Annotated in this window: 24 protein-coding genes and 4 pseudogenes; 13 read left to right on the top strand and 15 right to left on the bottom strand. The window is 38.5% G+C overall.

What is annotated here, in order from left to right; genetic code table 11:
• Nucleotides 1-51 precede the first annotated feature (51 nt).
• Together C5469_RS01245 and C5469_RS01240 are read left to right on the top strand one after the other, a co-directional pair.
• Nucleotides 52-150 (top strand): annotated as a pseudogene (locus C5469_RS01245) (YopT-type cysteine protease domain-containing protein); the annotation flags it as partial.
• Nucleotides 147-416: a type III secretion system chaperone family protein gene (locus C5469_RS01240; protein WP_166301216.1), complete on the top strand. Its 270-nt coding sequence runs from the start codon at nt 147-149 to the stop codon at nt 414-416. The pseudogene C5469_RS01245 and the gene C5469_RS01240, both read left to right, overlap by 4 nt.
• A gap of 167 nt (nt 417-583) precedes the next feature.
• Here the strand turns inward: C5469_RS01240 and cspE are convergent, their stop codons facing one another.
• Nucleotides 584-799: a transcription antiterminator/RNA stability regulator CspE gene (cspE, locus tag C5469_RS01235; RefSeq protein WP_021323801.1), complete on the bottom strand. Its 216-nt coding sequence runs from the start codon at nt 797-799 to the stop codon at nt 584-586.
• Nucleotides 800-2,476: 1,677 nt separating this feature from the next.
• On the opposite strand from cspE, the gene C5469_RS23420 reads away from it, so the two are divergent.
• Together C5469_RS23420 and C5469_RS23415 are read left to right on the top strand one after the other, a co-directional pair.
• Nucleotides 2,477-2,674: a hypothetical protein gene (locus tag C5469_RS23420; protein ID WP_242689350.1), complete on the top strand. Its 198-nt coding sequence runs from the start codon at nt 2,477-2,479 to the stop codon at nt 2,672-2,674.
• A gap of 279 nt (nt 2,675-2,953) precedes the next feature.
• Entirely contained in the window at nt 2,954-3,508 is a 555-nt protein-coding gene (locus tag C5469_RS23415; protein ID WP_242689349.1) for a hypothetical protein, read from the top strand.
• A 370-nt stretch (nt 3,509-3,878) separates the two neighbouring features.
• Here C5469_RS23415 and C5469_RS24375 read toward each other — a convergent pair.
• Nucleotides 3,879-3,941 (bottom strand): annotated as a pseudogene (locus C5469_RS24375) (helix-turn-helix domain-containing protein); the annotation flags it as partial.
• A gap of 158 nt (nt 3,942-4,099) precedes the next feature.
• Between C5469_RS24375 and C5469_RS01220 the strand changes: the two are divergent.
• The 4 genes and pseudogenes from C5469_RS01220 to C5469_RS01205 form a co-directional block, all read left to right on the top strand.
• Nucleotides 4,100-5,140 (top strand): annotated as a pseudogene (locus C5469_RS01220) (sigma 54-interacting transcriptional regulator); the annotation flags it as partial.
• Between the two features lie 278 nt (nt 5,141-5,418).
• On the top strand, nt 5,419-6,078 hold the full coding sequence (atoD, locus tag C5469_RS01215; protein WP_166301213.1) for an acetate CoA-transferase subunit alpha: 660 nt from the start codon (nt 5,419-5,421) through the stop codon (nt 6,076-6,078).
• A 2-nt stretch (nt 6,079-6,080) separates the two neighbouring features.
• Nucleotides 6,081-6,731, top strand: a complete 651-nt coding sequence (locus tag C5469_RS01210; protein ID WP_166301210.1) for a CoA transferase subunit B — start codon at nt 6,081-6,083, stop codon at nt 6,729-6,731.
• A 322-nt stretch (nt 6,732-7,053) separates the two neighbouring features.
• On the top strand, nt 7,054-8,628 hold the full coding sequence (locus C5469_RS01205) for a phage tail protein (protein ID WP_166301207.1): 1,575 nt from the start codon (nt 7,054-7,056) through the stop codon (nt 8,626-8,628).
• A 320-nt stretch (nt 8,629-8,948) separates the two neighbouring features.
• On the opposite strand, the gene C5469_RS01200 is transcribed toward C5469_RS01205, so the two are convergent.
• The gene (locus C5469_RS01200; RefSeq protein ID WP_166301204.1) at nt 8,949-9,815 is read right to left on the bottom strand and encodes a tail fiber protein; all 867 of its coding nucleotides are present in this window, start codon (nt 9,813-9,815) and stop codon (nt 8,949-8,951) included.
• A 691-nt stretch (nt 9,816-10,506) separates the two neighbouring features.
• Between C5469_RS01200 and C5469_RS01195 the strand changes: the two genes are divergently transcribed.
• Nucleotides 10,507-13,407 carry an AAA family ATPase gene (locus tag C5469_RS01195; protein WP_166301201.1) on the top strand — a complete coding sequence of 967 codons (2,901 nt, stop codon included), beginning with the start codon at nt 10,507-10,509 and terminating at the stop codon, nt 13,405-13,407.
• On the opposite strand, the gene C5469_RS01190 is transcribed toward C5469_RS01195, so the two are convergent.
• Both C5469_RS01190 and C5469_RS01185 read right to left on the bottom strand, forming a co-directional pair.
• Entirely contained in the window at nt 13,332-13,679 is a 348-nt protein-coding gene (locus C5469_RS01190; protein WP_166301198.1) for a hypothetical protein, read from the bottom strand. The genes C5469_RS01195 and C5469_RS01190 overlap by 76 nt on opposite strands.
• A gap of 188 nt (nt 13,680-13,867) precedes the next feature.
• Nucleotides 13,868-14,056, bottom strand: a pseudogene (locus tag C5469_RS01185) (helix-turn-helix domain-containing protein); the annotation flags it as partial.
• 610 nt (nt 14,057-14,666) lie between these two features.
• Between C5469_RS01185 and C5469_RS01180 the strand changes: the two are divergent.
• Nucleotides 14,667-15,767, top strand: coding sequence for a hypothetical protein (locus C5469_RS01180; RefSeq protein ID WP_166301193.1), 1,101 nt, complete (start codon nt 14,667-14,669; stop codon nt 15,765-15,767).
• Between the two features lie 82 nt (nt 15,768-15,849).
• Nucleotides 15,850-16,266, top strand: a complete 417-nt coding sequence (locus C5469_RS01175) for a hypothetical protein (protein WP_166301190.1) — start codon at nt 15,850-15,852, stop codon at nt 16,264-16,266.
• 362 nt (nt 16,267-16,628) lie between these two features.
• Here the strand turns inward: C5469_RS01175 and C5469_RS01170 are convergent, their stop codons facing one another.
• The gene (locus C5469_RS01170) at nt 16,629-16,892 is read right to left on the bottom strand and encodes a helix-turn-helix domain-containing protein (RefSeq protein WP_166301664.1); all 264 of its coding nucleotides are present in this window, start codon (nt 16,890-16,892) and stop codon (nt 16,629-16,631) included.
• A gap of 340 nt (nt 16,893-17,232) precedes the next feature.
• Between C5469_RS01170 and C5469_RS01165 the strand changes: the two genes are divergently transcribed.
• Nucleotides 17,233-17,979: an abortive infection family protein gene (locus tag C5469_RS01165; protein ID WP_166301187.1), complete on the top strand. Its 747-nt coding sequence runs from the start codon at nt 17,233-17,235 to the stop codon at nt 17,977-17,979.
• 77 nt (nt 17,980-18,056) lie between these two features.
• On the opposite strand, the gene C5469_RS01160 is transcribed toward C5469_RS01165, so the two are convergent.
• The 9 genes from C5469_RS01160 to C5469_RS01120 all read right to left on the bottom strand — a co-directional run bounded on the left by C5469_RS01160 (nt 18,057) and on the right by C5469_RS01120 (nt 24,591).
• Nucleotides 18,057-18,359 carry a DUF1889 family protein gene (locus C5469_RS01160; protein WP_166301184.1) on the bottom strand — a complete coding sequence of 101 codons (303 nt, stop codon included), beginning with the start codon at nt 18,357-18,359 and terminating at the stop codon, nt 18,057-18,059.
• A gap of 64 nt (nt 18,360-18,423) precedes the next feature.
• Nucleotides 18,424-20,085, bottom strand: coding sequence for a terminase large subunit (locus C5469_RS01155; protein ID WP_166301181.1), 1,662 nt, complete (start codon nt 20,083-20,085; stop codon nt 18,424-18,426).
• Complete coding sequence (locus tag C5469_RS01150) at nt 20,082-20,435, bottom strand: phage terminase small subunit P27 family (RefSeq protein ID WP_166301178.1); 354 nt, start codon at nt 20,433-20,435, stop codon at nt 20,082-20,084. The genes C5469_RS01155 and C5469_RS01150 overlap by 4 nt, the downstream gene beginning before the upstream one ends.
• Before the next feature lie 129 nt (nt 20,436-20,564).
• Entirely contained in the window at nt 20,565-20,999 is a 435-nt protein-coding gene (locus C5469_RS01145) for an HNH endonuclease (protein ID WP_166301175.1), read from the bottom strand.
• Nucleotides 20,999-21,301: a head-tail connector protein gene (locus C5469_RS01140; RefSeq protein ID WP_046335581.1), complete on the bottom strand. Its 303-nt coding sequence runs from the start codon at nt 21,299-21,301 to the stop codon at nt 20,999-21,001. The genes C5469_RS01145 and C5469_RS01140 overlap by 1 nt, the downstream gene beginning before the upstream one ends.
• Entirely contained in the window at nt 21,301-21,633 is a 333-nt protein-coding gene (locus C5469_RS01135) for a phage head closure protein (RefSeq protein ID WP_166301172.1), read from the bottom strand. Before C5469_RS01135 ends, C5469_RS01140 begins: the two co-directional genes overlap by 1 nt.
• Nucleotides 21,630-22,847 carry a phage portal protein gene (locus C5469_RS01130; RefSeq protein WP_166301169.1) on the bottom strand — a complete coding sequence of 406 codons (1,218 nt, stop codon included), beginning with the start codon at nt 22,845-22,847 and terminating at the stop codon, nt 21,630-21,632. The genes C5469_RS01135 and C5469_RS01130 overlap by 4 nt, the downstream gene beginning before the upstream one ends.
• Before the next feature lie 2 nt (nt 22,848-22,849).
• Nucleotides 22,850-23,398: an HK97 family phage prohead protease gene (locus C5469_RS01125; RefSeq protein ID WP_166301166.1), complete on the bottom strand. Its 549-nt coding sequence runs from the start codon at nt 23,396-23,398 to the stop codon at nt 22,850-22,852.
• A gap of 38 nt (nt 23,399-23,436) precedes the next feature.
• Nucleotides 23,437-24,591, bottom strand: a complete 1,155-nt coding sequence (locus tag C5469_RS01120; protein WP_166301163.1) for a phage major capsid protein — start codon at nt 24,589-24,591, stop codon at nt 23,437-23,439.
• 321 nt (nt 24,592-24,912) lie between these two features.
• On the opposite strand from C5469_RS01120, the gene C5469_RS01115 reads away from it, so the two are divergent.
• Entirely contained in the window at nt 24,913-25,392 is a 480-nt protein-coding gene (locus C5469_RS01115; RefSeq protein WP_166301160.1) for a hypothetical protein, read from the top strand.
• Nucleotides 25,393-25,554: the final 162 nt, after the last annotated feature.

The raw sequence follows: 25,554 nt of genomic DNA, 5'->3' as shown, positions 1-25,554 counted from the left end.
GATAACCAAAGCATTAGTTATTTCTGAGACACCCTCGAAAAAAGACTCAGATTACAAAAAATCAGTTTTGAAGCAGAGATGGCTAGACACACAGTAGCAGCTTATGTCGATGACCAAAAGGGTGTCACCTTCTTCGAGCCTAAAACATGACACACGACTACCACCAACTCATATCTGTTCAGAGCGATCTGGATAGACAAGCCATTTTGTGGTCACTACGCCCCTTAACCGGGGTAGATATGACTGACTACAGGCTTTGGTTAGAGCGCTTCATTGACGGCATTGAGCAACACCTTATACCCATCACGACACAACAGCCAAAGGATCTCCCCTTCCCTAATGAGAGTTTAATTGCCAGATACAAACCACTACTAGGCTATAGTTCAATGGGAGTTTTAATATTCGCTCTCTTTTAAGCTGCCGAGATGAAAGAACAAAACAGAGAGTCAAGCAAAATACAACTGCCACCACGCAAAAAACCCGCAATTAAGCGGGTTTTAACTTATTAACAACTTTAACTGCTCAGGATATTACCTTCATCGCTATCGTAAAGTCGTTAATGGATTCAAGCAATTAAGTCAAATCAGGATAATACGATAACATTTACCGCTGATGGACCTTTAGCACCATTCTCAATAGAGAATGAAACTTCCTGTCCTTCTTCCAGCGTTTTGAAATTATTGCTCTGAATTGCAGAATAATGAACAAAAACGTCTTTGCTACCATCTTTCGGAGAAATAAAGCCAAAACCTTTATCGTTATTAAACCATTTTACTGAACCAGTCATTGCATTAGACATAGAATTTTCCTTTAATTTTATTTAAGTTGCCATAAGGCATATTAGGTCTGTTTTTCAGTTTTACTTATGGGTACTAATTAGAAGGAATTCGCAATGAAGTGGTATCGTGGATAACGCTAAATGGTGAACTGCTTTAACTTGCTTTTCATAAAGTAGGTCTGTACTTCCAAACCAGTGACGCTATTAACTCACATTTAATGGCATTTGGCAAATTTTAATTTCATTTTTTTTCTATTGGTGTTCCCCTGCACCTAAATTGCTACTTTGTCCACATTGAATAACTCCACTATCTATCTATAGCCATAACTGGCTAAACATAAGAAAATTTTATGCTGCAAACTATGTTGTCAGGATTTATGAAAACTGACTTAAATTTACAGTTGTCTCCTAACATTCTAATGTATCCTACAACCTGTAACCTGAGATTAGTTAAACTAAAGTTAATATCCATCTTTAAATAGACATTGCAGTTAACAAACTATTTTCCCAGGGAAATATTCCTGATGTCAAAACAATTATTAGAAATATCTTATAAGAAAAATATTCATAATTAGTTCCAATATAAAATAATAACATAATCCCAATACGGTGTCATAATATGGAACTTAAGTGGCTTAATAATGTTAAAATCAGTATTAGGACCTATTACTGGAACGTTTGCATATATATTATTCAATGTATCATTTGCCGCGATCATATATGATTGCGATAAACTGCCTCCAGACAAGTGTATGTCATCATTGCAGCTTATGAAATTACTAATGCTATAAACAAATGTAGTAATTTGTGAATCAAGGAGTTTTTCTAACTCTACTATTTCTTCATTCACCTATATTATTAACAAATCAAACAAAATAATGATAGCATTTTAAAAAATTAATTTTTTCATTCAAATAATAAAATATATAAATTAATTGAGCTGATGAAATAATCCCTTATCACCTCCTTAAATTAAGTTTTAAGTTAACCTTTATAGTAAACTCTGTTTTTTATCTCACAAATATATTATTACTTTTCATTTATCGTATATTGTTAATGATTGAATATAAATATAGCTAAAGATCTATCCTTTGCCACTAAATTCTTAACATTTTATCCAACATTCATGTTGAAACATCAAAATTCCATAAACTCATTTATGTTAAATAATAGAATCAGATAATTACTTCATTATAAATACAGTCAAACAATAAAAACAGGATAATATAACTCAACTCTGATTATTATTTCACAACAAAATAAAATCACAGAAAAAACACCCCCTAAATGATAATACCACTTAGTAATTATCAATAAAATTCACAAGGATTTGAAATTTACTCTTTTGATCTTTTGGAAATATATGGATAATCTGACTCGTTCAATCTGGAGTCCCATTACCTAATAAAGTAAATGAACTCCTATCGAAATGCACATCGATGTGCTTACTTGGCGATGACTCACATATGGAAAATTGACTCAATCCTTTACAGGTATATCTCAAATATATCCCTCAAGAAACCCATTGACCATATTAAATAAGCACCGTTATTTACCTTAACTAAAACTAGCCTAAATAATTTCAAGACTCAAAAATACTCTGAGAACATCTTGAAACCCACCAATTTTGAACTATATTTACATTAATTCACGTTTATTTAACTGCAAAATAACATTAATTCTTAAAAGGGTAAAATAATGAACGAAAAATTTATCTGGGTCCCTGAGAAAGATCAATCATACCGTCACGAACACGGCAGTCAAATTATTACCCCATCAAGTTCTTTCGATAAAAATGTTGGTTTCACCTTCACTATGGACGCGGGAGAAAATACATTAACACTGGATACCACCACCGATGACACGAATAATACTAAAGCAAATCATATTCATTGACCTTACAAGTTATCAATTGAACTGAACGAAAGCGACAAAGTCTATAAGCCAGAAAATACAGATAAAATTTTAGGGAAAACAATAAATATATCATCATGAAATCTTAAAATATCTGGAAATAAAGAAAAACCTTTTAATTTTTATCTGAATCATCACCAGTCATCTAGATATAGAATTGAACTACAAAACTTAAGTACCTTTAAAATAGAAAACGCTGGCGTTGTAAGAATCAGCGACGACATAAAGACAGCACTAACACAAGAAAAACCAACAGTAGATATGTCAGGAAGCAGTTGTTTTACGATCAAACAAACACCAGAAAATATAGAAAACTTTATCTCACTAAATTGTTATTTCTCTATCAGTAAATTCGCTCAAGCTAGTCTTGAAAGTCACCTTGTTGCTATCGATGGTAGCAGTATTATCTTACAAGATAATGCACAGATGTTAATAAGCGCCCAAGCATTGGATATAAGTAATGCCATTTTCACCCTAAAAGCCGGAGCCACTTCATTAAATCTCAATTCCCTGGATGGCATCAACTTCCCATTAGATATTTACAGAGAAGACTACCCTAAAGGTGTGTTCAATTTCATGGCTAAAGGGGAAAAGAATATAGGAAAAGTCGTCATCGATGTTGCACCAAAAGATGCTAAGGCTTATGGTCTTAATCCAATGCTGCGTAAAAATTTCACAGCCATCAACGGAAGGGTAGTAGAAACCGTAGACCAGATGAAATATTTTGATTTTAATTATGGAACAGATACCCGCAACGGTAAGCCAGTCGGAACTATAACTATCTCTCTTAGAAATCCTAACCTGCAATTACCTTAGCAAATAGATTAAAGGTACGACATAAAATACAATGGCGTACCTCTCAGTATTACCAAATTATCCCTGCACCATACACCTATAAGGCTAAAGTGAATCAAACCCATTAGAAGCCCCTCACACTTACCCATTTTCGCCCTTGCTCCCGCTCAACAACGCTTTCTATACTCCCAATTACCGACGTTTCTGTTACATAGTACCTGTTATCACTTAGGATCTGGTTTCTATGCCCTCAGTCTTTACCAGTTTTGCACAATGGGTTAACACGTTCTCGCCACGTGCTCTACGCAGAAAGTTAACTGCTCCTCCCCCTAAAACTCCTGGCTGTGGTATAGCTGATTTTCTCCTGATGTTGGTGGGAGGTGCCAGTCCGCTACTGTAACAAGGAATTATAGACAAAACGAACATAACCAAATGTCTGATCCAACAGCCCGGCTTGCTAAGATATGGAATAAAAACAATAACTTGTATGCACGCTTCATAGCGTTACGCACTACCATAGGAAAATGTGAAAATGCAAAAATTAATCATTAGCAGAAAAACCGCCTCTTTTCCTTTCCATCCTGAACAGCGAGGTTTCTCGGAGTCTAACTGATGAAGCAGGAAGTCAATCAACGACACCGTGCCCTTTCCGATAGCTACGGCTGGGAGCGGATCTTGACTAACAGCCCCAAAATGATGGCCTTGTGCCGAGATACAGCGAAAATTGCCCGCAGCCATGCGAGGGTATTGATCACCGGCGAAAGTGGCACCGGTAAAGAACTAATCGCTAAAGCCATTCATTACAACAGCCCACGGGCTAAAGGACCGTTCATCAAAATCAACTGTGGAGCTTTACCTGAATCTTTACTGGAAAGTGAACTGTTCGGCCATGAAAAAGGGGCCTTTACTGGCGCACAGATACAACGTCAGGGTCTGTTTGAACGCGCCAATCAGGGCACTCTGTTGCTGGATGAAGTTGGCGAGATGCCTCCTAACTTACAAGCCAAACTACTGCGTGTATTACAAGAAAAAGAATTTGAACGCTTAGGCGGCAATCAGACTATTAAAACCGACATTCGTTTGATTGCAGCAACCAACCGTAATCTGACTGCTATGGTGGAAAGAGGAGAATTTCGTCATGATCTCTTCTACCGTCTTAACGTTATCCATCTTTCTCCACCTCCACTACGAGAACGCCCTGAAGATATTACCTTACTGGCTCATCATTTCCTGCAAAAATTCAGTGCAGAAAATAATAAAGAAATCATCGGTCTAGACGCTAGTACTCAGACGATTCTGGAAGCGTATCATTGGCCGGGTAATGTTCGGGAACTCTCTAACGCTCTTGAACGCGCAGTGATCATGAGCACTGGATTTATTATTTTCCCTGATGATCTACCAGAACATCTGTCATCTGAGCAATCCTCACAGCTAAACTCTGATCGCCAAAACACGCTGGAGCAAAGCCAAAGCCTAAAAGAAAGCGTTAAAGCCTATGAGCGCGAGCTGATCAGTGCTGCATTGGCAAACAATCAAGGCAATCGTGCACAAACTGCCCGGATGCTGGGGATCAGTCGCCGGGCGCTAATGTATAAACTTCAAGAGTACCGTATCTATTCGCCTGAATCTGACAAAATAAACCGGATAAGATAAGCCGCTGACCAAGGAGGCTATGATCATCAAGCAATAACATGCTCATCATGCCAAAAAGATGAAACAAAATGTGCACACCTGTGCAAAATTCTGCACACCTCTTCCCTGTTACTCATGTGGCCCCACATAGTTCCTCCCCCTACCAGAGAAATATAATTCATTAAATTTCAATAAATTATAAATATTTTTCATTTAAACCCAGCATCTTACTACGGCTGGCATAGCCATTGCTTTCCTGATATGAGTCAGTTTCTGTACATCATATATAGGGAATCAATGTGAAAAATAAATGCATTAGCATCCAGCAAGCCGCAAAGCATTTTTATGATGGCATGACTATCATGATAGGCGGTTTTATGGGCATAGGGACACCTCCCCGATTAGTCTCCGCATTACTAAACTCCGGTGTAAAAGATCTGACCCTAATTGCCAACGATACTGGTCACATCGGCATGGGTATTGGTCTTCTTGTGACGAATGACAAGGTGAAAAAAGTCATCGTCTCACATATTGGTACTAACCCAGAAACCGGACACAAAATGATTGCTGGAGAACTAGAAGTGGAACTGGTTCCTCAGGGTACGTTGATTGAACGTATTCGCTGTGGCGGAGCAGGTTTGGGCGGATTCTTGACCCCTACTGGAGTAGGTACTGTTGTAGAAGATGGAAAACAAAAAATAACCCTCAATGGAACAGACTATTTGCTGGAACTGCCGCTGCGCGCCGATCTAGCACTCATTCAGGCCCATCTTGCCGACTATCATGGTAACTTGACCTACCAATTAAGTGCGCGAAATTTTAACCCTTTGATCGCTCTGGCTGCTGACGTCACGCTGGCTGAGCCGGATGCGCTAGTTGAAGTGGGAGAAATTGCACTGGACTACGTTATGACACCTGGCGTACTTATTGACTACATCGTTTATCCGGAGGGAAACTAATCATGAACGCCAAACAACTTATTGCCCACCGTGTAGCACTTGAACTACAAGACGGTGACGTTGTCAACTTGGGTATCGGCATACCCACGCAAGTCGTGAACTATCTGCCCGATAATATTCATATTACCCTCCAATCAGAAAACGGTTTTCTCGGCCTGGGGCCCATTACAGAAATCCACCCCAACTTGGTTAACGCCGGTGGAAAACCCTGTGGCATTCGGCCCGGAGCCTCCATGTTTGATAGTGCCTTCTCTTTTGCTCTGATCCGCGGTGGTCACGTAAGCACCTGTGTTTTGGGCGCTCTTCAAGTTGATCAACATGCCAATCTAGCTAGCTGGACGATACCGGGAAAAATGGTCTCCGGCATGGGGGGCGCCATGGATCTTGTCACGGGTGCCCGCAAAGTGATCATTGCAATGGAACACTGTACCAAAGATGGTTCTGCAAAGATTGTCAAACAATGCACTCTACCACTTACCGCCGTCAATAAGGTCAACATGATTGTAACTGAACTGGGTGTCTTCTACTTTGAACAAGGCCAGTTAATCCTGAAAGAACATGCACCAGACGTCACACTAGAGATTCTGCGGGAAAAAACCGAAGCAGAATTTAGCGTCGCACATGACCTCAAAGTCATGCCCATTCCAGTATAAGAGCATGGCGTCTAAATATCCGTGCCATTCACCACTTATTTTAATAAGTCTAGCAAATATCTTCATAAAAAATTTCATGAAGGAATGGAAAAATAATTTTCAGCTATTAAATATAAATAGCCTGGCTATATTTCCGGTTACAAAATGTTAAATTATTTATTTACACTAATTATACAAAAATAGTTAACCACCTAAGTTATAAGGACATTTCATTATTCTTATCCCGAACTAGACTATGATTAACGTGAATTACACAGCGTTATTTTTAAAATAATTCAATATGTTTATTATAAAATAGTATTATTTAACTTGAGGAAAGTATATGAGTCCCAAGAATGATTTTAAAGCTTTTTCCATTAGTAATAATGCGAATGTAGTGAGTCAAGAAAGATATGAAGAAAACCCGACTTTAAAGACTGGATTTCCACCAGAAAATATTACCACTCATTTACTCAATAAGGTATTACGTCAATCTTCAACAATATCATCTATAATAGCTGACTTTATCGCTACACAATCTGGCAATGATGTTCTTGATGATGGAGATATAGTCAAACTCACTACTCAATTAAATAAAGCCTTAGAAAAAAAGATCGCAACAGAAGTTCCCAGTGCTTCATTAACTCAAAAAGGAATAGTTCAACTCACAGACAAAACCGGCAATAGTAATTCACTTGCAGTCACTCAGAAACTTGTTTCTGATGTAAATAATAATGCTAACAACAGATTGGCAAAAAACCAAAATGGCGCAGACATTCCTGATAAAAATGCGTTTGTGAAAAATCTCGGATTGACGGAAACGGTGAGTCAGGCCAAGAATGCCGTGCCAAATAGTAGAAAAATTAACGGCAAGGCGTTGACTGGAGATATCATTCTAAATGCTGGGGATGTGGGAGCATTTAGGCTCGGATTAACAGAAAGATACACTGTTAATAACCAAGTCCCTTGGAACGCCAACACAGGGTTATATGATTTGCTGAACCCTGGAATAGATTCTTCACATATCGCTCATTTCAATAATGGCATTGGAAGTTGCCCAGCTTTTCAATTGAAAGTGCAATACAGAAATGGCGGGATTGCTTATCGCTCTGCCCGTGATAGTTATGGTTTTGAGGAAGATTGGACTTATATTTACACAACAAAACATAAACCGACTGCGGCGGATATCGGAGCATATGCAAAATCCGAAGGATCTGAATTTATCCAGCCAAAATATGTGACTCAAGCGAATATAACTGATTTTACAGCATGGATAAAATCATTGCCGCAGGGCGGTCATGCATTCAGATTTAACGGGGATCATGGCATTGGCTATCCATGGTCAGGCGGCTATATAACCAGAATGAATGATATATGGGCAGGATTTGTCGCGCATTATGGCTATAACGATATTAGCTTTATCCACGGAAATGATGGGGGCGGAAATACAAAAGTTAGCCGGCTTTGGACAGATAAAAATGCACACCCTGACGCTAACGGCATTCTTAGAAGAGCCAGCCCAGTTGTAGATATTCATCCAGACGGAACCTACGAATTAACCAGCGAAGCTGAGGGAATGACTGTTAAGCGTGTAGATACCGGGAAATATCGTATCAGTGGCTGCAACGGTTTTGCCAAAGATGGAGCATGGGGAATTCACGGTGGAACTGTCGTTCCAGCAGATAGCAACGGGTTAAACCTTATTTGGGTTTGCGAATCGGTAGACACATCCAGCGGTGATATAACCATCGAATGTTACCATCGTCAAAATACAGACGCGCCGAAATTTGCTCAAAATAAGCGTGTCAAAAGCGTAACTGCCACAGGAGAAATCGTTTATTACAATGATAGTGAACCATGCGATATTCCAGACGGAAGAGTAATTAATATTCGAGTGCAACTACCTGAAAAACAATAATAATGTAATCAGGGCTATATAGCCATGTAATAGAATCTCGGTATTCCTCTCCAGGAAAAATAAAAGCGGTGTAAATATGTATTACCAATAAAGCAATAAACATTCTCATTGATATAATGCCAAGTGAAAAATCACATTATTTCACTTGGCAGACAACAGCCAACAATTCCCTATTCTTACTTTTGGCACCTCCGGCCATCCAACATTAGCAGCTTGTAAAATATCTACCTTGCTTAGTAATACTCTGTATTACTTCCATTCTGGTAAAGCAGCCTCTTCTGTTTTTTGAAGCTTTTAATAAGCGTATTTTTGTTCAGTCATTATGCTGCTCTTACTATGTAATTAAAAGCAATGTTGCGGGGACGGGTTTCATGTTCACCATTCATTCCAATAGATTTACCTTCCCCTAAACCCCCTCGATAGCTAGCTCCTCCAGTCATACTGCCACGCACAGGATCTGTATCTTCAAGAGTTTGACTCGGGCTATCAGTAGTCGAAATGCAATGATTGTGCCTTTTAAACGCATCAGCCTGAGCGCTCAATAGATTACGTCCAATATCGATGCCACGCCCATCATCCCATCCGCGGATAAACTCACCCCTTAAATCGGGTAATCTACCATCAGGATAAGCTTCAGCTAATTTCGGGTACTGTAATTTATTAAAAGCTGAACCGTTACAAGTGAAATAGCCAATAGGTGGATGGGGCAACGGCCACGGAATAGGAGAACCGACAGGAACTTCACTGGCTATTTTAATCCGATTATCTATCTCTTCACGGGTATATTCACGTAATGAACTTATTACCTCCTGAATAAGCTTTTGTGTAACCGCCAATGTGTCGCTATTGCCAATCACATTGGTAAGCTGGACAACACCTTTTTGTATTAATGAAGCACTGGGAATATCTGTTGTAATTCTTTGTTCTAATGCTTTGTTTAATTGGTCGGTGAGTCTAGCTATATTTCCATCATCAAGAACATCATTGCCAGATCGTGTTGCGATAAACTCAGCCACAACAGATGATATGGTTGATGTTTGACGTAATACCTTATTTAACAAGTGAGTAGGAACATTATCCGGTGAAAATCCAGTCTGCAAATTCTGGTTTTCTTCATATTTTTCTTGGCTTACTACATTCGCATTATCACTAATAGAAAAAACCTTAAAATCATTCTTGTGACTCATATACCTTCTCCTTAAATTAAATAATTTTCTTTATAATTAACATACTGAATTATTGTAAAAATAATCCCTTGCAATTCACATCAATCAAAGTCTAGTTCATAAAAAAAATAATGCAGCATAGCCAACAGACCAATTCGGTAATTTATAGGAATGCCATTCTTTAGCTATAACTTCAAAAATATTAGTTGCTTGCCTGATTAGCTCCTACAGGATTCGATAAAGTGAATTATTTTATTGTTTTTAAATGATTTTATTTAGTTCAATTATCTTATATGCCCCAGATAAATTTCTTTATCGATATATATCCAAAGGAGGCCCTTCATCTGGATGATTTGGGTAATAACTTTCACTATTATCAACGTCCAGTAATACTTTACCATCAATAGTGGTCAATTCTCTTTGGTTTATTTATAAACAGAACACATCCATCTGATAAAAAAGTGATTAAACTGCTCTGGCTTGATACGAGAAACCGTCAGGGCAATAGCACCATTAACAGATACACTTTCTTTTAACATGTCTGCCTTAGGTGATCTTTCTCATATTCCCACACATCACTCATCTTGCAACAAGTATAAAGTATTTCTCATTATCCAGAATACAGCAGCATATGTCTGGGCAAAATACGCTATAATCACGAGTCATACTTGAAAAATAGTTAGCAGCCATTGTAAATCATAAAAGAAGAATAATGACTTTGTTATGCAGAATAAAAAAGGCACTTAGCAAAATTTGGACACCTTCTTCTTGCCAAGATGCAACAGAGAACATATCCAATGATATCCAGTATGATACACTGACCCCAAAAATAAAAACTGATGACAGCGTAAATGAATACTTTAAAGCACTAGATTTTGCATTTTCAAAGAAAGATGTAAAGAATATTGCTATCACTGGACCTTACGGTGCAGGTAAAAGTACAGTGATACTTTCATACATGAAAGCTCGTCACGATAAAAAACACATTAATGTGTCTCTTGCTGATTTTAATATTTCTGAAAAAGGAAGTGGGAAGCCTTCTGAAACCTCTGAGATTGAACTCAGCATACTTCAACAAATACTCTATAAAGAGAACAGAGAAAATCTACCAGATTCGCGGATAGATAGAATAAAAAATAGAAATAAAAAACATGTCTTTTCAATATTTTCTTCTTTCCTTTGGTTTGTCACCCCTTTATTTATTTTATGCTTAACTGTTTTCACCCCCAAAATACTTATATTTTTCGAAGCAGAAAAAGAGGTTATTCTTTATTTTAAAGAACATTATATTTATCGTATGATTTTATCAATAATCTTTGCACTGATTGGTTTATTTTTCATTATTAGAGGAGCGTCAAAGGCTGGCATTTTTGATAAGAAATTAAAGTTAAGCAAGATAGCCTTTCTGCAAGGTAAGGCTGAGATGACTTCTCAGGAATCTTCTTCCTTACTTAATAATTGCTTAGATGAAATTGTATATTTTTTCTCTGTATCAAAGTATAAAATAGTAGTTTTTGAAGATCTGGATAGGCTAGGGAATACTGAGATATTTGTTAAGTTAAGGGAAATAAACCAGATAGTAAATAATAATATTCGAGGAAATTGGCCGGTTATATTTATTTACGCCGTTAGAGATGATATATTTTTAGGTTCAGATGTACGAACTAAGTTTTTTGATTTTATTTTACCGATAATTCCAGTCATGGATAGTCGTAATGCTTATACTATTTTAAAAGAAAAAATTAAAAATTTTTCAGAGTCTGAGCATAGTCTTCTTAAACAGACATCTTTATATATAAGCGACATGAGATCACTTCAAAATATTGTTAATGAATTCAATATATTCAGAAATATTGTTGATAACAATCAAAATGAAGCAAAGATATTTTCTCTAGTCTTTTATAAAAACCTTTACGCACAAGATTATAATCTCATTGATAAAAAATCAGGCGTCCTGTATTCACTTATAAATGATTACAGGCTAAAGAAATTACATGAAGAATATTTCAAATCTCTTGATGATAAATTATCTTCTCTTTATTCAAGACTAGAAAAACTAAAAAACGAAAAGGCTATATCAGACTCAGATGTAAGAAAGGAGTTGTTGTGTAGGTTTATATCTGAAAAATTATGGCCATATGTTTGTTTTGCACATAAAATTGATAGCTACTATAGTCATTTCAAAACATATAATGCAGAAGAATTTTATAAAAATGATGATACATTTCAAAGTTTCTTTAATTTGAACATCACATTATATATAGGGTATTATTTCAACAAAAACAATCAACAACATGTTGAAATTGAAGGAAATAATGTAATTAATGAGTATAATAAGCGTATAGAACTAGTTTCATCTGATAGAGATAGAGAATATAAAAAAACTCTGGGAGAAATAGAAAAAACCAAAGAAATTATCCGTATACGAAATGCAATATCTCTTGAAAATTTAATTAAATTAATAGGAAGAGAAAAATTCATTAAATTAGCTTATAAATATCTTAACTCTATAAAGGTTCCGGATATTATAGGAAAAGAACAGCTAGGCACTATTCGTTCTGAATTTAAACATGGAGGATTGGACGCACTTTATTATCTACTATCTAATGGTTATCTGATGCAAGACTTTATGATGTTCAGATCTATTTTCTATAAAGGAGCTATTTCAGTTAATGATAACGATTACATTAAATCGGTAGGATTTTATGTAACTTGTGAAGACGCGAACCAAAATTTTGCGCTTGATAATGAGAAAGATGTTATTCAGGACTTGATAAGCCAGCATTTTATATATCGTGAGGGGGCTATACATCATCAACTCATCACATATATGCTGAATCATGAAAACACCTATAATACCTATCTTGATGAAATCATTTCGAACCTCTTTAGTAAATCTGCTAGTGAAATACTAACAGTATTTACTATTCTTGATGAGAAATTCGCTTATTCTGATTCTTTTAGAAAACTTATCATCACTGCACTAAGTAAAAATCATCACTTCGATAAGATGGTTTCAATACTTAATGAAAACGAACTAGGGATCATACAAACGAAGATTGCTGTTAACATAGTAGCCTTTATTGCCCCTGATATATCCTCTCATAGAAATAAGTATCGTGACTTTGTTGTGAATACTGGATATGGATTAGTATCTCATCTTGACAAAGAAACGATAGATTCATCCCTCAATAATATAAAAGTGTTAGACATCATGTATGAGGATATTACTTCTCCTGTTTCTGATATTGAATATCAGGCTTTAAGGTTTGTAGCAGAAAACCATATGTACAGTCTTTCAAAAGATAGCTACAGAATTGTGGTATCCACATTACTGAAAGAAAAAAGTATCACCTATGAGCAGGTTGATAGACAACCAATGTCTTTGATTGTGGAAAATCATCTTCAGGCCGTAAAACAATACATAGATAAAAATATTGATCTTTTTGTTCGTAACATCTTTATCGATTCGGAAGAAGAAAGTGCGACAATTGTTGAGATGCTTAAACATTCTGAATTATGTGATGAACTGAAGACTCAGATTGTAAAAGAAATGTCGTTTACTGTATCAGAGCTTACTATGTTTGCGGAAACAATTGATGTTAGCTCGTAATGTTTAGAATGGTTGCATAAAGATTGAATTATTTTAAATTCTGTTAAATTCCATAACCTATGATCAAGTTTTTCCTCTTTAGACCATTTATCTATTGACTTAGAAACGTAATTTTTACCATTCCCCATGTGTATCCACTCTTTCAAATGATACATAGGAAATAGAGCATCTATTAATGATTCTTCAGTCTGTAATTCTTTGAATATATGAATTTTCTTTTTCAAATGCTCAAACATAGCTTCTGCTGTAGTTGTATTAAAAAGCCCACCCATTATTTTAACCCTCAAATAAATCAAATTCAGTGTAGGATATCGAAAAAAATTTCTAATAATGATACATAAATCTGAATTTTAATAATTTTAGAGTATGTGATAAAAAAGGCTATAAAAATATAGCCATGAATATCAATTAATAACTACAAACATTATTCTATCTCATGGCTAATTCCAGTGGCACCAAACTATTCAGTGGAAACTTTATAAATTAATCGTTCAATAAGCTGACCGTCCATATCAAAATATCTACCAGGCCAAATTTCAAAAAGATGTATTTCGAGATAGCTAGCAATAATCCACTCGTCTTTAGACCAAGGGCAATTCAAAGTATTAACTAATGCAGATGAACTGAGTCCCGCTTCACACGATACAGCCTATACCCCCAATGCAAGCAACTTCTCTTTACCTGCAATCCGATATTTTAGACGCTAATAACGCGCTCCGCTATTCTTCACCAGTAAATACAAACCACTACCATCAGCTAATTTATAATCAGTAGCTTTGGCCTTTGCTGACTCTATCTGTCTGGCATTTAATTTCATATGGGGGTATCACTTTTCATTGAACCTGAACTCCTACAGGATTCGATAAAAAGAATCATATTATTGTTTTTAAATGATTTTATTTAGTTCAATTAGATAACATGCCCCCTATAATGCCCCCAAATTGTTTATGGCTTGAAAAACCTGACTTACATGAACAGCCTAATGCATAATTAATAAAAAATGCTCATCTCTGTATTAGCAAATAGAAATAAAGTATTTCCAAATCTATCATTACGTAGAAAAAGCTTCCATGAAATGCAGCTATATGAAAAAGATTCAATAAATATTTATAATAATGTTAAGTGATAATTACTTTATTAAATAAAGTGTAAAACAACCAAACAGTTTATAAATTAGTTGATTATACTATTTGTTATGCACTATGATATGGAAAATATTATAGCATTAGGTTGTGATTATTAATATCAAAGGAGTAAAAATGGAACTTAATATATTTTCTAAAAATATAAAATCCAGTGGATTTATATTGGAAAATAAAATTTCCAGCATTTTATCTAGTAATAAATGGAATGTGATTAATAATAAATACTATATCGATGATGTTGCTAAGATCGCGAGAGAAATAGACATTATTGCTTATAAAGCGGCTAAAATCGAAGATATATATGTTTATACAACTCTAATAATTAGTTGTAAGAAAAATGAAGATAAAATTTGGGCGTTATTAACAAAAGATCTAAATAAAAACGATCCAAATATAGACCTAGAACCAATTAATAATTGGTCAAATCATCCTATAATAAAACATCAACTTACTAAAAACAATTTTGATAAAAAAAGCATTCCCACTGGTGAATTATATAATAAGCTATTTGGTACTAATAAGCAGATTTTTGCATTTCAGGAGATGTTTAAGAAAAATGGTAAAGTGGATAATGATAAAAATATATTCAACTCAATCACTTCTTTAATGAAATCACAATCTTATGAAATGGATTCTCTATCCAAAAGAAAAAAAGATAGATGTGTGTATTTTTTCCATCTACTATCTATAATTGATAGTGAATTAGTTCTTCTCGATTTTTCCAGTGAAGATATTAGAGCTAAAGAGGTGAGTTCTCAGGTCTATATTAGCAATTACATTATTAACGGAGAATCCGTTTCGTCAAAAATAAATTTCATGACAACAAATGGGTTTGATAAATTAATAATAAATTACAATCAACTTCACAAACACAATTGTAAATACACAAAAAACTGCCACAAAGAGTTTTTCAATGAAGCGTTCAAAAGCTTCGATAAAAGAAAAATATTAACCAGTGAACTTAAAATAAAATATGGGATAAAATTAAAATCTCTCATTTATAAAGAACTAAAGATATATGAAAAATTTGAAATAACCGATATCTGGAAACACAATAATAAAATCCAAGTGGATATAAAAACACAGAGCAATAAATTAATTTATGATTTAAATGATAACAATGAAATAAAAAATGAAATTTCAAATATGATTGAGGACATATTTAAAATAAAAATAGAAAATAGTATTTATTTTAATGATGACATCCCGTTTTAAAAACAAAAAATAAGATATAAAAATTATCAAGTACTTTATATACAATATATTGATAAATCTAACTTACATTCACTGGTGGAAAATGAATACTTTGATTAAAATAATGGAAAAATTCAGTTCACGCCCCCTATTCTTTATTTTTAGCGGATTAACTTTATGTAACTTTTTATCACACAAATCAGCTCTTAAAGATCCATCAATAGAAAATATTTTAATTTTACTTACCGCAATGTGTATTATAGTTTTTATAATGTGGGGATTCGAATGGTTAGTTAACCATTTCAATTACAGTCTTCAAGAAAACGATCGTGGAGACATTGGCTCTTTGATCGGGACTGCAGCTTTAGCCATCTATATAGTCAATATATTTCATTTTCTTAGCGAAAACTCCAATACTTTGAGCTTAAAGATGCTAACGCAGCCTAATTTTATTTACAGTACAACATTATTGCTCTTTGCATTAGAAACAATGAAAATGAGCAGATTCAAACAACGCTAAAATATAATTACTATTAAAAACTCTGGTGCAAGCATTGGAGAAATTAACTCCTAAGAGATTAAAAATACATTATTTACTCTTAATCAATTGGTCGGGAGTTCGAACCTCCCACGACCCACCATAATTATCAAGGATTTGCGTCAAATTCGTGAGTCCTTTTCTTTTTCAAGGATACCTATAGGATACCTTTTCAAAGTAATAGAAAGTATAACGAGTTAATGTAATTGCTGTACAAAACAAGCAGCACACAAGAACAAAAAAACCTTGATCTTAAAAAATGGTTAGATATTGCTCCATTTTTAATCTCAAGGCTCATATCAAAAATTATTCTTTTCACAAAATAAATAACATTGGGTAAGTAATTATTGTTGTGGTTTATTTCTAACCTTTCGCTCAATAAGCTGACCGCGTTGATCAAAATAGCGGCTAGGCCAAATTTCAGAGGGATGTATTTCGAGATAATTAGCGATGATCCATTCGCCTCTAGGCCACGGACGGCTAAGAGTATTTGCCAATGTAGATGAACTGAGTCCCGCCTCACGAGAAACGGCCGCTAAGGTTGTACCACGCTTACGCAATGCAGCGATAATGTCGGCTTGGTGCCAGTCATTTTTAACGTTATTCATTCCTGCTACCCCTTCCATTAATTGAGAAAATTGATGGTGGCGATTCAAACAGGGTTCGCAGTACCGGGAGTAACCATCCGGCGAGGCCGAAGCCTCCCCTGCCTGAACCACCATTGAAAGGGCGATAACAGGCACACTGGTAGAAATTTCCTACCAGTGGGTTACTCTTTCAAGGCTGCGAAACCTTGACCATTGGATTTTGCCAGTGGCGGAGGTACTTTAACTGATTGGTTTATCTGGTTCAATAAGCAAATCAGTATAAACGCTTAACTTTTTGCGTTATAGACCATGAAATATGTTAAGGTGCTGCTGCCCTTCATTTCAGATAAAAATAACTAACATGAATATCGATACATTAAGCGACAAGGAAAAAACAGAAGCATTTATATATATCTTAATCGCACGTGCTACTCATGGTGAATATGACTCGCAAGAATATAAGATTCTACGAAATTTTCTAGTAGGATCTATGGCTTACTCAAGTTTACTACCATCATTTGTTAAAACCTGTCGAGATCCCGATCAATTTTGGCACTTTATAAAGCCAAGATTTAATACTTATGCTGAAAGGCGTGATTATATTTGGAAGGAATTTAATCCTCTTTTAGAACATATAGAAGGAACAGGCCTCGCTGCTGCTGACCAAACTATCACTGATGGCTTACAAAGTTATGATGCTGTTGGAGTCAATGCTGCTTGGGCTAAAGCTCTTGATAGGAGATTAACTGATCCTGATGGCGCAATAACAGCTTCTCGGACACTAATAGAGACAGTATGTAAGCATATTCTTGATGAACAAAAAACTGAATATAACAAGAATAGCGATCTACAAGATTTATATAAACTTGTAGCTACTGAATTGAAAATTTCAGCCAACCAGCATGATGAAATTGTTTATAAGCAGATATTAAAAGGTTGCTCTTCTGTTGTCGGAGGACTAGGAACTTTACGAAATAGACTAGGTGATTCTCATGGACAAGGGAAAAGAGGAGTGAAACCATCCCCCAGACATGCTGCATTAGCAGTTAATATGGCTGGTACTATGTCATTATTTTTGATAGAAACTTGGCAACAAAAATTCAAATAACATCAATTATTCTTAAATAAAATATTTACCTATTTCACTGAGGGCTTGAATGCAAACCCTCAGATAATTTATCTAAATTAAATCACTTTCAATGCAAGTAATTCTCGTTTAAAACTATCACTCATCCCATAGTTTTTATGCTTAATAACCACACGACCACCTGAATTAATTTTTAGCAGCCATTCATTCACTTTTTTAGTGAATTTAGGATCCCATCCACTCAATGTAGCCCAGTTATTGAGGCTTTGAGAAGATAATTCACAATTTTCTTTCTTTAAAAATTTCAATGTATCTTTAATTTTACATTCATCGCTAGAATGCAGTGCTGATGTATTTAATGCATTGAAATTTTGAAGAACTAGTTCATGTATTTTTTGCATAAATCAATCCTAATAAATATCCAAGTCCATAGGTTAAGAGAACAATTATAGTACATAAAATAATCTATATTCCATCAAAAGAAGCTAATTTCTGCTGTTGTTCTTCACTGAGACTAAACGCAAACTCTTCATGCTCTGCCTGCCATGTGCCAAAGCTCATCAGAAATGCAATCGCAGGATCGATTTTATTCGCTGATTTCTTCTTATTCGGTTTTATATTGGCGTTTGCGTCCATTTCCATCACAACGTTGGCTATCGCCCATGCCAACACCGGATCGCCGTTGTGACGAATGACTTTGCGATTAACAAACACCTCAGCCGATTTCGCCACGGGGCTAAAGCGCATATAGGTTTGCGGGAATGGCTCAACCTCAATCCCTGCGCCCTGTAATTGTGTTCTAAGATGCGTGGCATTCCATGTATCGAAGCCCACCAGTTTGATATCAAAGTGCTGGCTGTCCCGTAAAATATCATCACGGATACGATCATAATCAATACAGTCGCCCGTTGTGGTACGTATCCAGCCCATTTGCGCCCATTGACGATACACTGTCCGATTCTTATTGGCAGGATTCTGTAACTGGGCTTCGGGCAGGTAATGGCGGGTCAGTAATAACAGTTCGTTATCCACGGGGAAGGTGTAACAGATACTGGTGATATCCCCTGTTGAGGATAAATCTAATCCGGCGTAACACTCTAACCCTTTTAGGTCGCTTTCATCATAATCTGTCTGGCAGGCTTTCCATGCCCCTTCACCCATCCACGGTGTTTCACCCTGACACCAGATATTAAAGCGTTTGGTTAACATCTCCGTCCATTGTGACGGAATGCCGCAGGCTTTCTGTATCGTGTCATGCAATGCGTCACTGTCTACCGAGACATTGAGATTGGGGTTAGCCTTGATCCAAAGTGTTTCATCATCAATTTCGTTCTCGTCGTCCAGCTCGTAGATCAGGGCAAACAGCGATGCGTTTTGCTCTTCGCCCTCCAGTATCTGGCAACAATAATCATAGTGCTGTTTACAAGCTGAGATTATGTTACTACCCGCTGTAGTAATGGCAAACAGGATACCTTCAGGACGTGCGCCCATTCCCAATTCAAGGGCAGAATACACCGCGTTATCAGGGTGTAAATGATATTCATCGACAATTGCCAGACTGGGATTAGTCCCTTCAATGGTGGCGGCTTTGGCTGCCAATGGTTTTAACAGGCTGTTGCTCTTTGCATAAGTGACTTTGTGTTGTTGGACAGTCACCCGTTTTTTGAGCGGTTTTGATAACAGACACATCTGGCGGGCATCATCAAACACAATACGCGCCTGATCACGGCTCACGGCGGCGGTGTAGATATCCTGCTGCCCGTCCTCCATCACCAGAAACCAGTTAGCCAGTATCGCGGCAACGGTAGATTTGGCATTTTTGCGCGGCACCTGAATGTAAGCACTGCGATATTTCCGGCGACCTGTAGTCTTAACTTTGAAGCCGAACAGATTAGCAAAGGCGAATTGCTGCCACGGTTCAAGCATAATGGGTTTGCCCCGCAAGTGGCCTTTGACATGCGGACAGTGACGGGAAAATGCAATAAAACGTTCTACCACCTCCGAATCAAACACATAAAGCGGGTTATTCAGGTCGTTAAGGTAGCGTTTTATCGCCTGTTTTACCCGTTTACAGGCCGGAATGGTGCCGTTTTCGATATCAAAAGCGTATTGTTCCCATGCGTTCATAGTCGGTCTAGCTCGTCCTCTTCTTCCGTTTCCACCGGATTTTTCCGCCGTGATACCGGATCAAAACCCAGTAATGAAGACATTTTTATCATGATTTTTTCAGCGTCGGCTTTGGCACTCAATGACGGATTACGGCTTTCACTACCCTGACTGTTCACAATGCTAAAGCCTCTGATATCAAGGTCTGCCACCGCTTTTCGGTAAATGGCATAGTTGACGCAGTACAGTTCTAAGTTGTTCCAGTCGGCGGCGGTCAGATCTTCCCGTTCGCCTAAGATTTTTGCCTTGGATTTCCACTGACTGGCGGCAATGTCATTAAGATACGTCGGGGGTTTGGGTGCCCTTGCCATAATTTTCTGTCTCCCTTGTGATTTTATTTTCAAAAAAACTGCCATGCGTAAAAATTGAAGGAGGGGGTCGGTTCCGCTGAGAAGCGCGTTTGTCATTTTTGATACCCCCACCCACTATTTCATTTGTTATTATTCTGCGACTAACCAACCGCGACGCTTTGCCGCTTCTGTTTCCCGTTCCTGATAGATACCCTGTTTGCGCTTCGCTTTGGTGATAGGATCTATCTGTACGGTCTTGCGGTTATGGCAGGGAGGGCATAACGATTGATGATTGGATTCAGGCCAGAACAATACATCAGCTTCACCCTGTATCGGGATAATGTGATCCACAATCGTTGCAGAGGCATAGATATCTTGCTGTAGGCAGTGGACGCACAACGGATTCGCTTTCAGGTATTGCAGCCGATAGTGTCCCCATCGGTTACTGTAGCCTCGTTGGGTTCGGGTTCCCCGTTGTTTGTCCTGCTGCCGTCGGGCTTCCCGTTGGTGTTGTTCACAACGGCCTGACTTCACACGCTCACGGCAATTAGGATAGCTACAGCGCTTTAAAGGTTGCCACGGCATCAGTAAACTCCCACATCACGATAGACAGACCACAATGATTTAATGGTGAAAGGCACCTCTTTAAGATCGGCATCCGTTGCCATCTCCCGATTCTCATACAGCAAACCGATATAAAGCAGACAGCCCACCTTAATAGCAGGGGTAAAGGCCAATCCGTTATCAAACCGCTTGCCAATATGTTGCTGGCAGACTTCCAGCGCGGCTTCGGCATAGCCCATCAATAAGGCATCATCAAACGTGTCGCTTTCATCCAGCCGGCAATGCTGTTTGATTTCATTCAGGGGAATTTCAATTCGGTTCATCAGAATACCCCTCCCTTACAAAGCAGTTCTAAGCGGGTACATTTCGCATCAGGGATAACCGCCACAATGTCAAAAGCAGTTCCTCTGGTATTAGCCCCGTTATAGAGAATGATATTGGCGGTGGTCACGTCATCACGGTAACGCAGCCAGATACGTACAGTGGCCTCAGAGAGCACGGCACCGGATGCCAAACGCTCACGCCCGCTAATCGCCCTCACTTCTGCCCAGACGGTGGCGGCATCCACCCACTTGTCAATAACCTGCCCTGACGGAGCGCGTGACTGCTCGGATTTCTGGATAGTCACCCGATGCCTCAATCTGCCTGCCCTCATTCCTTGCCCTCCGGTTGTTTCTTGATTTCTACCGTTTGCTTCCATGCCTGACTAAATTCATCTCCCCCTTCACGGGGAGCGAGTCCCTCACGTTCACGGGCTTCATTCGGACACATCACCCCCGACTTAATCGCTGTCTCATAGCTTTGAAAGCGTTCTTTCGGATTGGCGCGAAGCAAGTCGGCGGTATCAAACTCCACCTGATAACGAATCCCCCGTTTCGGAGATACCATCAGCAAGGCCGATTTGATTTGCTGTTCAAAGTTGGCGAGCCACGGGCGCATGGTAATGGTCAGAAAGGCGCGGGACGCTTCGCTAAAGTTGCTGTAAGTGCTGTTTGAATACTCTTGCAGAAAGATTGGACTGACGTTGAACATACGGGCGATATCGTCAATCGTGAAACGGCGGGAAGCCAGCCACTCCGCATCTTGGTTACTCATGCCTAATTGCTGGTATTCCATCCCGCCTTCAAGGATCGGCGTTTTCCCTGCATTGCGAGCGCCCTTGTAACGCTCTAGAGCTTCCAGTGCCTTAGCGCCTTTTGTACCATCTAACCAATCAGCGGATTTAATTACCCCTGCCGCCATCATGCCGTCTTTCATGATGCTGGCACCGTGGCGTTGTTGTGCCAGTCCCAGACCTAAAGTTTCACGGCAAATAGTCACAGGTGAGCGTCCAAGAAAACCGTCTTCGGTGGCATAGCGCAGATGCAAGATTTCTTCCTGTAAGTAGGTTTTTACCTTGCCGCTATAAGGTTCGGTGATGGTGTACGCGAACCGGTGATCCGATAATCGTTGTGGTACAACCGTTGACGGTGGGTAAGGATGCAACGATTGTGGCTGACCGTCCCGTCCCCAGACAATCACCGCATAAGCATTGCCATTGAGTAAGCAATGACGCATCAGGGTTCGCTTAAACTGAAACGGCGTTTGACAATCATTCGGGCATTCATTCAGCAAATAATCTACAGGGTGATCACTGAGCCATTCGCGGGATTCTGTCCCGCTCTGGTGCTGAACCCGATAAAGGTAACAGGGCATGGTAGCGACCGCTTCACTGATCACCGTGACAGCATTCATCACCGCAGGTAAGCCCTCCGCCGTAGACGGGGAAACATGCTCGCCCGATTTGGTGTTAGACACGCCCGCCAGAGAAAGAAACTCATCCATGCTCATGCTGCGGGTTTCCGTGTCTTTTCGCTTAAAAGGCCACATAATCACACCTCGGACAGTTGCAGCCAGTAATAACGCAAATCAACATGATTAGGCTTGACGGCATTCAGCGAACGCTTGGCAATCTCTACCCCACTTTCAGGGTAAGCGGGTAAGCTGGTGACAGTGATTTCCCGCAATTCAGCTTCCAAGACGGTTCTGATATACGGTGTTTGACCGACATCCCACTGATCTTTTAGTGCCCTGAATCCAAAGCTCATACCGGAGATATCACCGCGCTCAACCAAAGTCAGCACATCGCGCCCCAGTTGCGTATCAGGCGGCGTTAACTCGAAGCGTAATCCGGTGGCATCTTCGGCAAGCTGTAACGTACCGGACGTGGTACGTCCTAACAGGTTCATGTGGTCATGTTCATACAGTGCCCTGACATCAGCCCCCGAAGTTAAACTGGCGCTAAAAGCATTTGGGGCAAACTGTTCCACAAATTCATCCCATAAAACGTGGGATCGACTGTTCCACTTAATCACATAGCCTGTCAGTTTCTTATCACAGGCAGACAGGGAAGCCGTGCGGATTTCAAAATCGTTATTCATTTTATGGACTCCCAACAAGGGACTTTCGCCCCTTTCGCTTATTTCGACGTGGTTTTCACTTCAAGGATCTTGATTGCATTGGAGTCCACCAGACCGCCACCCAGATATTTATCGGTGTGTACCTTATAAAATCCCGGCTCGGTGATATTGTCGGGGCGGGTGCGGATGCCTGTTTCATGGTCAACGATGAAATAACCGCGTTTGAAGTCACCCAGACCAATCACACCATCGGGCATAAATTCTAGGTAGTGAACAGGCAAGCCCAGTAACATATCAGGATCGCCCGCTTGTAAACGTTCCCGCCAGATATAATCTCCATTGCCATTTTTCAGTTTTTGCACTTGGGCGGCAGTATTGGAGTTCATCACCCATACAGAATTCTTGCGGTATTTATTCTTAAGCAGGAACTTAAGATCAATCAGGCTATCAGCCTCAAGCGTGGTAGCTTCCAGTTTTTGCAATGTGCCAAAATCACGCACCTTGTCGGCTTGGGTGTCACGGGGATAGGACAGGAAGCCTTTCGCTTTCTTGCTACCGTCACCACTCACGAGATCCGTTTCTTCGGTATCCACGAACGTATCGGCAATCTCTGAGGTCAGCCAGCCCAGAACATCTACATCGCTAAAATCGATAATCTCTTGGGTGGTCTTGGGATAAGCGTAAATAGGGAACAGCTTGATGCTCACTTCTTCCATCTTCGGTGTGGTTGTCTCGCCACGTGCCTTGCCTTCTTCGCCGTGTGTCACTGCTGCGCCACCAACCGAAACAAGCTGCTTATACTCGTTGCTGCGTGTGGTTTTAATCGTACAGATTTGGCGCATGACAGATTCATCAGCCAATTGCTGCATGATCTGCTTATTCAGTTCAGGGATAACGGTATAGCCGCCCTCTGACGGAACGCCCGTAGACAAAGTGCGGGTTTCTCCGGCCAGAATATAGTGACGCAATTCGTCATTGCTGAGGTTCTTGCTGATCGGCTGGGGTTTACCTGCCTGATTACGTTCTTCATCAGACAGTGCTTCATAACGGGCAATTTCCGCGTTCAGGGTATCGGACTGGCTGCGCAGTTCGTCGAACTGTTTGACTTCATCATTGGTTAGTGAGCGTTTTTCATCTTCGGCTTTGGTGAGAAGGGAACGCATTTGATTTGTTAGGGTAGATTTTTGCTGGCGTAATTCAAGTAACTTTTTCATAGTGTCTCTATATAAAATATAATCGAGTTAGATTAGCTGTAATTTTTAACACCATGAGAAATAATAGAAAGTCATCGATTTGTGATGAGTAATCACACAATAACATGGGAATAAAAGGAAATTATATATTCAGGGAATTCAATACAAAAATATATTTTATAAACGAGACCAACCTTATTTTTTCAATATATCATATTGCGAAAAAAGAAAATAACGATATTATATTTCTTTTTAATATTTAATTTTATTAAAACCAAGAAACATTTATTATTATTGGTTATTTTAATCTATATAATTAGAAAGTATTAAAGGAAATCTGGAATGAATAGTATTGAATATTACTTTTTGATTTTAAAAATATCCCCATATCAAGGGCCAAGTTTCATTATTGGCATCTTTGAAACTGAACAACTGGCAGAGCAAGCAAAAAAAGAGTATTCCAGCCAAATGAATCAAGAAGACGGAGTTTTGCGCGAAACTCTCGAAATTCAAGCTATCCAGAGTAGTTACAGCTTAGATTCAACTGGTTATGTTGTATCCAGATATGCAGAAGGATTTGGTCAAACATATCGTGATTCTATCAACCTCTACAATGATAAAAAAATAGCAGAACAAGAAAGGAATAAATTGGAAAATCTTATTAATTTTGAAGAAATTACGTTTCCTGAATATCATGCAATGGAAGAAATAAAGCTGAATTTATTAAGAGATATTAAAGAAACTGGCTGGTTATCAAGTGATTATGGTGACGGCGGGTGGAGTTCATTTACTCAAGAAGATACATTGTATGAACTCTTATGACTGTGCTGTTCAGATAGGAGCTTTTATTTCCTATAAAAGCCCCCCTAAAAATCTTTTTCACGCTCTCAGTTATGCACCCTCTGCATAATACTCTGAAAGCCTTGCTACATCTGGGTTTACGGTAATTAATATGATATTCATTAACTGTATCATCTGTTCACT

It is taken from the genome of Photorhabdus cinerea (genome assembly GCF_011189575.1).
Classification (GTDB): Bacteria; Pseudomonadota; Gammaproteobacteria; order Enterobacterales; family Enterobacteriaceae; genus Photorhabdus; species Photorhabdus cinerea.
This window is presented reverse-complemented; position numbering and strand designations above follow the sequence as displayed.